The 10,112-nt window shown below is 68.6% G+C and carries 10 protein-coding genes; 4 read left to right on the forward strand and 6 right to left on the reverse strand.

Features of this window, described 5'->3' with window-relative positions:
* Window positions 1-169: 169 nt before the first annotated feature.
* The gene (locus Q0326_RS09125) at window positions 170-904 is read right to left on the reverse strand and encodes a class I SAM-dependent methyltransferase (RefSeq protein WP_298689386.1); all 735 of its coding nucleotides are present in this window, start codon (window positions 902-904) and stop codon (window positions 170-172) included.
* 63 nt (window positions 905-967) lie between these two features.
* Here Q0326_RS09125 and mutM point away from each other — a divergent pair, with 63 nt between their 5' ends.
* From mutM to dnaA, 3 genes are all read left to right on the forward strand, one after another.
* Window positions 968-1,780, forward strand: a complete 813-nt coding sequence (mutM, locus tag Q0326_RS09130; protein ID WP_298689388.1) for a bifunctional DNA-formamidopyrimidine glycosylase/DNA-(apurinic or apyrimidinic site) lyase — start codon at window positions 968-970, stop codon at window positions 1,778-1,780.
* Window positions 1,781-1,887: 107 nt separating this feature from the next.
* A complete protein-coding gene (gene rpsT, locus Q0326_RS09135) occupies window positions 1,888-2,151 on the forward strand; it encodes a 30S ribosomal protein S20 (protein ID WP_298689390.1) in 264 nt (87 codons plus the stop codon).
* A 486-nt stretch (window positions 2,152-2,637) separates the two neighbouring features.
* Window positions 2,638-3,984 carry a chromosomal replication initiator protein DnaA gene (gene dnaA, locus Q0326_RS09140; RefSeq protein WP_298689405.1) on the forward strand — a complete coding sequence of 449 codons (1,347 nt, stop codon included), beginning with the start codon at window positions 2,638-2,640 and terminating at the stop codon, window positions 3,982-3,984.
* Between the two features lie 174 nt (window positions 3,985-4,158).
* Here the strand turns inward: dnaA and Q0326_RS09145 are convergent, their stop codons facing one another.
* From Q0326_RS09145 to secB, 5 genes are all read right to left on the reverse strand, one after another.
* Window positions 4,159-4,983 carry a metallophosphoesterase gene (locus tag Q0326_RS09145; RefSeq protein ID WP_298689393.1) on the reverse strand — a complete coding sequence of 275 codons (825 nt, stop codon included), beginning with the start codon at window positions 4,981-4,983 and terminating at the stop codon, window positions 4,159-4,161.
* 67 nt (window positions 4,984-5,050) lie between these two features.
* Window positions 5,051-5,743 carry a DUF4136 domain-containing protein gene (locus tag Q0326_RS09150; RefSeq protein WP_298689395.1) on the reverse strand — a complete coding sequence of 231 codons (693 nt, stop codon included), beginning with the start codon at window positions 5,741-5,743 and terminating at the stop codon, window positions 5,051-5,053.
* A 93-nt stretch (window positions 5,744-5,836) separates the two neighbouring features.
* The gene (trpS, locus tag Q0326_RS09155) at window positions 5,837-6,859 is read right to left on the reverse strand and encodes a tryptophan--tRNA ligase (protein WP_298689397.1); all 1,023 of its coding nucleotides are present in this window, start codon (window positions 6,857-6,859) and stop codon (window positions 5,837-5,839) included.
* A 32-nt stretch (window positions 6,860-6,891) separates the two neighbouring features.
* Entirely contained in the window at window positions 6,892-8,478 is a 1,587-nt protein-coding gene (murJ, locus tag Q0326_RS09160; protein WP_298689399.1) for a murein biosynthesis integral membrane protein MurJ, read from the reverse strand.
* Between the two features lie 127 nt (window positions 8,479-8,605).
* A complete protein-coding gene (gene secB / locus Q0326_RS09165; RefSeq protein ID WP_298689401.1) occupies window positions 8,606-9,112 on the reverse strand; it encodes a protein-export chaperone SecB in 507 nt (168 codons plus the stop codon).
* Window positions 9,113-9,312: 200 nt separating this feature from the next.
* On the opposite strand from secB, the gene Q0326_RS09170 reads away from it, so the two are divergent.
* A complete protein-coding gene (locus Q0326_RS09170; RefSeq protein ID WP_298689403.1) occupies window positions 9,313-9,972 on the forward strand; it encodes a Tim44/TimA family putative adaptor protein in 660 nt (219 codons plus the stop codon).
* The last annotated feature ends 140 nt before the right edge of the window (window positions 9,973-10,112 follow it).

Here is a 10,112-nt window from a genome sequence, read left to right on the forward strand (position 1 = left end):
GACGAGGTGGGTGGCGGTGGAGGTCACGACCTGATCCTCCCCGAGCTCGCTTGGGGAGGGGGACCGCTCGCGACGCGAGTGGTGGAGGGGGACGCGCTACGCATCGCCCCTCCACCACCCTGCGGGTGGTCCCCCTCCCCATCTGCGATGGGGAGGATCAGAAGAGGATTCATATCTTCCAGCCGCTGTGGATCGCGACCAGCCCGCCGAGGATCGGCTCGACCTTGGCATTCACGAACCCCGCCTCGCCGATCATCGCCTTGAAGGTCGGCATGTCGGGGAAGCGGCGGATCGATTCGATCAAATAGCGGTAGCTCTCCTCGTCCTGCGCGATCAGCTTGCCGACCTTGGGGACGACGCGGTGCGAATAGGCGTCGTAGACCTCCTTGAAGCCCGGCCAGGTCGTCGTCGAGAATTCGAGGCAGTAGAAGCGCCCGCCGCGCTTGAGCACGCGGTGCGCCTCGCGCAGCGCCTTGGGTATGTCGGTGACGTTGCGGATTCCGAAGGCAATCGTATAGGCGTCGAACGCCTTGTCGGCGAAGCTCAGCGTCTCGGCATTCTCCTCCGCCCAGACCAGGCCGTCGATGCCCTTCTTGGCAGCGCGCTCGACGCCGACGCCGAGCATCGCCGGGTTGATGTCGGCGACCGTCACCGCGGCGCCGTGCCGGGCGAGCCGGAAGGCGATGTCGCCGGTGCCGCCGGCCATGTCGAGGATCGCCTCGCCGGCGCGCGGCTTCACGCGGCGGACGAACTGGTCCTTCCACAACCGGTGCATGCCCCCCGACATCGCGTCGTTCATGATGTCGTAGCGCTGGGCGACCCGCGCGAAGACGTCGCCGACGAGCTTGGTCTTGTCCTGGGCGGGCACGTCGGCATAGCCGAACGAAACGGTGTCTTGGTCCATGGGCGCAGCGCTTAGCCCATGCCTTGTGCCCCAAGCAATTCGATCCTAGCTCCGCCCACGAATATGCCCGAGCTTCCCGAAGTCGAGACCACCGTCCGCGGCCTGTCGAGCGTGCTGCTGGGCGCGCGGCTGACCCGCGTCGAGCCGCGCCGCGCCGATCTGCGCCGTGCCTTTCCGGTCGACCTGCGCCAGCGGCTGACCGGCGCGCGCGTCACGGGTCTGGGGCGGCGCGCCAAATATGGGCTGATCCACACCGATCGCGACGACACGATGATCTTCCACCTCGGCATGTCGGGGCGCTGGCGGATCGACCCCGAGGCATTGGGCGCGCACGACCACCTCCTCGTCGAGACCGAGGCGGGCAGGCTGCTGTCGCTCGCCGACCCGCGGCGCTTCGGCTCGGTCGACCTGGTCGCGACGGGCGATCTCGACGCCTGGCCCGCCTTCGCCGCGCTCGGGCCCGAGCCGCTCGGTCCTGAGTTCGACGCGGACGTGCTGGCCGTAGCGCTCGCCGGCCGGGTCGCGCCGATCAAGGCGATGCTGCTCGACCAGCGCATCGTCGCGGGGCTGGGCAACATCTATGTCTGCGAGGCGCTCAACATGGCGGGAATCGCGCCGACGCGGGCGGCGGGCCGGATCGCGCGCAAGCGGCTGGTGCCGCTGGTCGAAGCGATTCGCGAGGTGCTGCTCTCCGCGATCGAGGCGGGCGGTTCGACGCTGCGCGACTATGCCCGGCCGGATGGCGAGCTCGGCTATTTCTCCAAGCAGTTCCGCGTCTATGCCCGCGAGGGCGAAGCCTGTCCGTGCGGCGGGGTGGTCCGGCGGCGGGTCGATTCGGGTCGCTCGACCTTCCATTGCCCGGCCTGCCAGCGCTGAGTGCGCGTCTCCGTTGACGAATCCCCGCGGCTTCCGTAAAGGGCTCGCCTTCCCGGAGCGGGTTCGCCTGCGACGCCATCCCTTTTGCACCAGGTTCGAGGACATCCATGGCGAACACGCCGCAAGCCAAGAAGCGCATCCGTCGCAACGACCGCCGCAACGAGATCAACGGTGCGCGCACCAGCCGCATCCGCACCTTCGTCAAGAAGGTCGAAGCGGCCTGCGTGACGGGCGACAAGGCTGCGGCCGTGGCCGCCCTCGCGGCCGCCCAGCCCGAGATGGCACGCGGCATCTCCAAGGGTGTGCTGCACAAGAACACCGTCGCGCGCAAATTCTCGCGCCTGACCAAGCGAGTCGCCGCGCTCGGCTGATTCGGTTTATCCTGCATTAAGACGAGCAAGGGCTCGCCGGTCAGTCGATCGGCGGGCCCTTTGCATGATGACGGATGCGTGACGATCGCAACCCCAGGACTATCCACGATTCGCGAAATCTATACGAAAGTGTAACCATCTAAGTCGTTATAAAATAACGATAAAAACAATATATGGCGGGAAACCGCGGCGGGCCTGTGTCAAGGCCAATATTTCAGCAATGTGACCGCGCCGGGCCTTGATCGGGGGGCCGCGAGCTTCCTACAAGCTCCTACCGGCGGCATCGAATCACTTCGGCTGATCCACCGGACCATAGAGTATTCGAGTGTCGTCGGATCGGCGGGGCGGGGGCGCCTCGGCCACCGGACAATCATGTCTGCGACGTTCCGGGGGCCTGCGCTTCCGGGCTGGGGAGGTTGCGTGAGTCAAGCGGTCAGCACGAAGGATTCGGCAGCGGGGGCAACGGGCGCCGTCGCGGGCGATCCGATCGATCTCGCCTGGGAATCGATCCGCGCCGGCCTGCGCCGCGATTGCGGCGCGCGGACCTTCGACAATTGGCTCAAGCCCGCGATGCTCGCCGGTCTCGACGACGACGGCACGATTCGCATCGCGCTGCCCTCGACCTTCATGGCGACCTGGGTCGAGACGCATTATGCCGAGCGGCTGCTCCACGCCTGGCGCGCGCATCTGCCCGCGGTCCGAGCGGTGGTCGTCTCGACCGGAATCGAATCGGCACGGCCGGCGACCTTCGATGCGACGCCGGCGCCCGTCGCCGCGCCGGCCGAGGCCAGCGAGGACGAGCCCGCCGAGGCGCTGCAACTGGAGGCGCGCTACACCTTCGACAGCTTCGTCGTCGGCAAGGCGAACGAGGTCGCCTATAATGCCGCGCGGACGCTCGCGGAGGGTGGACCGGTCAGCTTCAACCCGCTGTTCCTCCACGGCGGCACCGGGCTGGGCAAGACCCACCTGATGCACGCGATCGGGCATGAATATCGCCGCCGCCACCCCAAGGCGAAGATCGTCTACATGTCGGCGGAAAAGTTCATGTTCGAGTTCGTCGGCGCGCTGCGCGCCCGCGACACGCATGGCTTCAAGCAGCGGCTGCGCTCGGCCGACGTGCTGATGATCGACGACGTCCAGTTCATCGCCGGCAAGGATTCGACGCAGGAAGAATTCTTCCACACGATGAACGAGATCATCTCGGCGGGTAAGCGGCTGGTGATCACCGCCGACCGGTCGCCGCAGGACCTGGAGGGAATCGAGAGCCGGATCCTGTCGCGCCTGTCGTGGGGGCTGGTCGCCGACGTCAATCCCGCCGACTTCGAGCTGCGGCTGGCGATCATCGCGCGCAAGCTCGACAATATGCCGCAGGCGCAGGTCTCGCAGGAGGTGCAGCTGTTCCTCGCCAAGCGGATCGCGTCCAACGTCCGCGAGCTCGAGGGGGCTTTGAACCGGGTGGTGGCGTACGCCATGCTGTCCAACCGGCCGATCGACATCGCCTTCGTCGAGGAGACGCTGACCGACGTGCTGCGCGCGCATCAGCGCCGCGTCACGATCGACGAGATCCAGCGCAAGGTCTCGGATCATTACCGCATCCGCCAGTCCGAGATGACCTCGGCAAGGCGGGCGCGCGAGGTGGCCCGGCCGCGGCAGATCGCGATGTATCTCGCCAAGCAGCTGACCCCGCGCTCGCTGCCCGAGATCGGCCGCCGCTTCGGCGGGCGCGACCACACCACGGTGATCCACGCCGTCCGCCAGATCGAGAAGCTGCGCATCGCCGACGCCGAGCTCGACGCCGACGTGCGGCTGCTTCTGCGGCAGCTCGAGGCGTAAGGCGATCCGTCCTCCCCGAGCGTGCTCGGGGAGGGGGACCGCCGGCGAAGCCGGTGGTGGAGGGGTGTCCAGCGCCGCCGATCTACCGCTCGTTTCCCGTTGGCCTACCCCTCCACCGCCCGCTGCGCGGGCGGTCCCCCTCCCCATCTGCGATGGGGAGGATGTCCGCGCGCCTCACCGCCCCACGTCGATCACCCACAGATCGGGTGCCGCACCCAGCCGGATCGGCAGATTGCTTGTGCCGAGCCCCGCGGTGATCACCGACGTGCGGTCGCCCTCGCGGACGACGCCGCAGGCGTAGCGCCGGCCCCAATGCGAGCCGGTGGTCACCGCGCCGATCCACGGCAGCGTGACCTGGCCACAATGCGTGTGCCCGGCGAGCGCGAGATCGACCCCGGCGGGCAGTTTGGGGATCGCATCGGGGCTGTGCGTCAGCATCACCGCGAGGCCGCCGACAGCGCGCCCGCGATCGATCGCTGCGGGCACGCGGTCGTGATTGGTGTTGGCGTCCGAGACCCCGACGATCGCGAGCGGGCCGCGGCGTACCGCGTCATTGTCGAGCAGCGTCACCCCCTCGTGCCGTAGCGCGGCGGTGACGCGCGGGGCGCGGCCGGCGCCATAATCATGGTTGCCGAGCACCGCGATCGTGCCCAGCCGCGCGCGCACCCCCGCCAGCGGCGCGGTCGAGTCCTGGAGGGGCGCCGCCTCGGCCAGCAGCTCGCCGGTCGAGAGGAAGTCGCCCGCGATCAGCACGAGGTCGGGCGCGAGCGCGTTCACCTGGGCGACGACATGCGCGAGATGCGCAGGGCTGTCGCCGGGGGTGGCGACGTGGAGGTCGGAGAGCAGCACCAGCCGCATCGGCGCCAGGCCGACGGGCCAGGCGCGGGCGTGAACCCGGAGGTGCCGCACCACGGGCAGGCTCGCGGCGAGCAGCACCATGTGCAGCCCGAGCAGCCACAGCATCGCCATCGCGAACAGGAGCCGGGGGTAGCGGGTCATCGCGTCAGCTCATGCAAAAGGGCGCCGGACGATATGTCCGACGCCCTCCGGCACGAGATCGGATCGCTCAGGCCTTGGGCTTCTGGCGCGGCGCGACGGTGATGCGGATGTCCTGCCCCGAATTGCCGGGGAAGCCGGTGAACATCGCCTCGATCAGATTGGGGACGATCTGGGTCAGGTCGTCGGTGGTCGAATGCGCGCGGGCGCGGCCCTCGAACAGGCGCGCGCCATCGGCGCGCGTGATGTTCATCGTCAGCATGCTCGAATAGATGGTGTAGCTCTCGACGTCGGGATAGCCGAAGCCGTCGCCCCAGCCGCCGAAGCCGCCCCAGCCATAGCCCCAGCCGCGACCGCCGAAGCCGCCGAACCCACCGAAGCGGCCATAGCCGAAGCCGCCGCCAAAGCCGCCCCAGCCGGGGCCGTAGCCGCCATAGCCGCCGAAGCCCGGCGTGGTCGTCACCTTCTGCTGGCCATGGTCGACGCCATAGCCGAGCTGGACGATCATGTCGGCCGGCGCACCGGGTGTGGCCGGACGATAGCCGAGCTGCGCGAGATGACCGCTCACCTCATTGGCATAGGTCGCGAATTCGAGCCCGCCGCGATCCATCGGCTTGGTCGGCTGGATCGCGTAGGTCTGCCCCTGCGGGGCTGGAAGCCGCTGGAATCGCGCGACATTGGCGTGGAAATCGGTAGCACAGCCGCTCATGCCCAGCAGGGCGATCGGGGCGGCAAGTGCAAGCAACGCGCGTTTCATGGTCATGGACGTGCCTCTTGGCGGAAAATCCCGCATGTCAGGACGTGACGGCCACTCCTCCGCCAAGCGTGCTGAATATGCGTTGAACGTATGCGCCTGTCATTGAGTTTCTCGGTTCAGCCCAAGTGCCGAATAAGCCGCGGCCACGACCGGCGCCGCCGCGGCGCGCGCCTTGGCGGCGCCGGCGGCGAGCAGACGGTCGAGCTCGGCGCTGTCGGTCTCCAGCTCGGCGAGCCGCGCCGAGATCGGTCGCAGCGTCTCGACCACGACCTCGGCGAGCGCGGGCTTGAACGCGCCGAAGCCCTGGCCGGCGAAGCGCGCCAGCACCTCGGCGACGGGGACGTCGGCGAGCGCGGCGTAGATGCCGACGAGATTTCTCGCCTCGGGCCGCGCAGCGAGCAGCGCCGGATCGTCGGGCAGCGGCTCGGCGTCGGTCTTGGCCTTGCGCAGCTTGGCGGTGATCGCGTCGGCGTCGTCGGTGAGATTGATCCGGCTCATGTCCGACGGATCGGATTTGGACATTTTGGCGCTGCCGTCGCGCAGGCTCATGATCCGCGCGGCGGACGGCGGGATCATCGGCTCGGGCAGCACGAACAGATCGGTCTCGAAATCGGTGTTGAACTTGGTCGCGATGTCGCGCGCGAGCTCGAGATGCTGCTTCTGGTCGTCGCCGACGGGGACGTGCGTCGCCTTGTAGAGCAGCACGTCGGCGGCCTGCAGCACAGGGTAAGCGAACAGCCCGATCGAGGCGCCCTCGCGGTCCTTGCCCGACTTCTCCTTGAACTGCGTCATCCGGTTGAGCCAGCCGATGCGGGCGGTGCAGTTGAGCAGCCAGGCGAGCTCGGCATGCGCCGAGACCGCGGCCTGGTTGAACAGCACGCTCTTGTCGGGATCGACGCCCGAGGCGATCAGCGCGGCGGCCATCGAGCGGACGTTGGCGCGCAGCGCCGCGGGCTCGTTATAGACCGTGATCGCGTGGAGGTCGGCGAGGAAGAAGAAGCAGTCGCCGCCGTCGCGCGCGACCTCGTCCTGCAGGCGCACCCAGTTGCGGATCGCCCCCAGATAATTGCCGAGGTGAAGGTTTCCGGTGGGCTGGATGCCCGAGACGACGCGTTTTGTCATGGGCCGCGCTCTTGCCGAGCGGGCGCGTCAGGTCAAGCGCGGCGGCGGGTGAGCAGGCGCTTGAGCTCGGACCATTGGAAGGCGCCGAACAGGAAGGCGCAGCCGAAATAGGCGAGGGCGGCAGGTGCGATCAGCAGCAGCAGCCCGGTCGCGCGGACCAGCAGCCCGCCGTCGAGATGCGGCTCGATCCAGCGTTTGAGCAGCAGCAGCACCGCCCCCATAGCGACGCTGGCGAGCAGCAGGCGAGGCAGGCGGCGGCGCAGCTGCGCGTCGATCGCGAACAGCCCGCGGCGGTGCAACACCGCGTAGAGCAGCCCAACATTGATCCACGCGCAGGCGGCGCCCGACACCGCGAGCCCGACGATGCCGAGACGCGTCCCGAAGACGAGCGCGAGATTGAGCGTCATGTTGCAGGCCATCTCGATCAGCGCGATCCGCACCGGCGTCCGCGTGTCGCCGCGCGCATAAAAGCCGGGCGTGAAGACCTTGATCAATATGTAGGCGGGCAGGCCGCAGGCGAGCGCGGTCAGCACCGCGGCGGTGGCGTCGGTGTCCGCGGCGGTGAAATGACCGGTCTGCATCAGCCCGTGGATCATCGGGTGGGCGGCGGTTATGAACGCGGCGGAGGCGGGGAGGGCGAGCAGCAGCGACAGCTCGATCGCGCGGTTCTGCGTGACGATCGCGCCGGCTTCGTCGCCGGCGCCGATCTGGCGCGAGATCACCGGCAGGATCGCGGTGCCGACGCCGATCCCGACCAAGGCCAGCGGCAGCTGGTTGAGGCGATCGGCATAATAGATGAACGACACCGCGCCCTGGGCGAGGAAGCCCGCGGCAAGCATGGTGATGATCAGCAGGTTGATCTGCACCGCGCCCTGGCCGACGATCGCGGGGCCGAGCACGCGCAGGAAGCGCCTGACCGCCGGAGTCAGCGACGGCGGCTTGAGCCGCAGCACCACCCCCGCCTGCCGCGCCGACCAGACCAGCCAGGCGAGCTGCGCGACGCCCGAGACGGTGACCGCGATCGCCTGCGTGCGCGCGGTCGCGACGTCGCTATGCCCGCGGAAGAAGAGCAGCCCCGAGATCATGCAGATGTTGAGCAGCACGGGGGCCGCGGCATTGACCCAGAAGCGGTTGAGCGAATTCATGATCCCGCCCATCAGCGAGACCAGGCTGATCAGCGCGAGATAGGGGAAGGTGATCCGGGTGAGTTCGGTCGCGAACAGGAATTTGGCCTGTCCGCCGCCCTCTTTGAAGCCCAGCGTGATCAGCCACACCACCGGCTTGGGGAAGACCATGATCAGCGTGGTGAACACGCACAGGAAGGGCAGCAGGATCGACAGCACGTCCTCGGCGAAGCGGAGACCCGCGGGCAGGCCGGGCTCGCCGTCCTTCTCGGCCTGCGCCACCAGCCGGTTGAACATCGGCACATAGGCGGCGGCGAACGCGCCCTCGGCGAACAGCTGGCGGAACAGATTGGGCAGCCGCCATGCCACCAGGAAGGCGTCCGACGCGAAGCCCGCGCCGACGAAATGCGCCATCAGCTGGTCGCGCACGAAGCCGAGCACGCGGCTGACCAGGGTGAGCCCGCCGATCGTCGCGGTGTTCTTGACGAGGCTCATCGCGGTTTCAGCGCCACTTCATTCCCCCGTTCGCACTGAGCGCCGTCGAAGTGCGTGTTATCAGGCGCGGCGTCTGCAGCATGTCCTTCGACTGCGCTCAGGGACGAACGGGGGAGGGGCGAGGAGGTCAGGCCTGGCCCGCCGGCTCGCCCATTGCCGCGCTCTGCTGCTCGAGCTGCGAGAAATAGAGCGCGTTGAAGTCGATCGGGTCGAGCATCAGCGGCGGGAAGCCGCCGTCGCGCACCGCGTCCGCGACCACCCGCCGCGCGAAGGGGAACAGCAGGCGGGGCGCCTCGCCGAGCAGGAACCCCGGGATCGCCTCGACGGGCACATTCTTGATCGCGAACAGCCCGCCGTAGAGCAGCTCAAGCTTGAACGCGGTGCCCTCGGCGCCGGTCGCGGTGACCTCGATGCGCAGCGCGGTCTCGTGCAGATCCTCGGCGACGGGCAGCGTGCCGATGTTGAACTGCACGTCGATCTGCGGCTGCGCCTGCCAATTGTAGACCGCGGGGGCGTTGGGATTCTCGAAGGAGAAGTCCTTCACATATTGTGCGATCATGCCGACCTGCGGCTGATCGTCGGCACCGTTGGGCTGGGGCACGGTCAGGAAATCGGGGGCCTCGTTCTCGGCCATGGGACGTCATCCTCAGCTGTGATAAGTTCGGCCATACGCACGCGCAGGGCGGTTTGGCGGCGCCTAGCAGCGTGATGTGCCCGGAGCAATGGCGCGGCGCAACCTCTTGGGCAGCGCGCCGTTTGAATAAGCCGCGCCCCTCCTCTATGGAGAGGGATGCGAAAATGCCGTTGGGCGACACGCCCTGGCTTGGAGGTTCGGTGACCGAAATCATCATATTGGCTTGTGCGGCGCTTTTCCTCGGGCTGCGGCTGTATGCCGTGCTCGGGCGCCGGACCGGGCATGAGCAGCCCGTCGCCAAGCCCCTGGCCAAGCCGACCGAGCCGATGGTCCAGCGCAACTCGGTCGAGTCGCTGGTCGATCGCAAGCCCGAGGCCGCAGGCACGATCGCCGCGATGGTCGATCCGCATGCGCTCGACGGCATCCGCTCGATCGTGTCGGCCGATCCGCAGTTCGACGTCGCGGGCTTCCTCGACGGCGCGCGCTCGGCCTACCGGATGGTGCTCGAGGCGTTTTGGCGCGGCGACGAGGCGGAATTGCGCCGCCTCGCCGACGATGAAGTCTATGAGGCGTTCCGCGACGCGATCGGCGCCCGGACGGAGGCCGGCGAGACGCTGGAGAACCGGCTGGTCTCGATCGAGCGCTCGTCGATCGACAGCGCGGTGCTGACCGGCCGGATGGCGGTGATCTCGGTGCGCTTCGATGCCGACATCGCCGCGATCACGCGCGACGCCGAGGGTCAGGTCGTCGCCGGATCGATGACCGACGCGGTGCAGACGCACGATCTGTGGACGTTCAGCCGGCAGATCCGCTCGGACGATCCGAACTGGATCCTGGTCGAGACCGACGAAGCCGCATGACGTGGGCGGCATGAGCCGGCTTCGGCTGGCGGCGGTCGCGACCGCGGCGCTGTTGCTCGCCTCCTGCGTCGCGCCCAAGGGCGGTCCGACGCTGAGCCGGGCGGGCGCGCCGCCGCCGTCGCCCCCCGTCCACCCCGCGC

The organism is uncultured Sphingomonas sp. (assembly GCF_937859915.1).
Classification (GTDB): domain Bacteria; phylum Pseudomonadota; class Alphaproteobacteria; order Sphingomonadales; family Sphingomonadaceae; genus Solisphingomonas.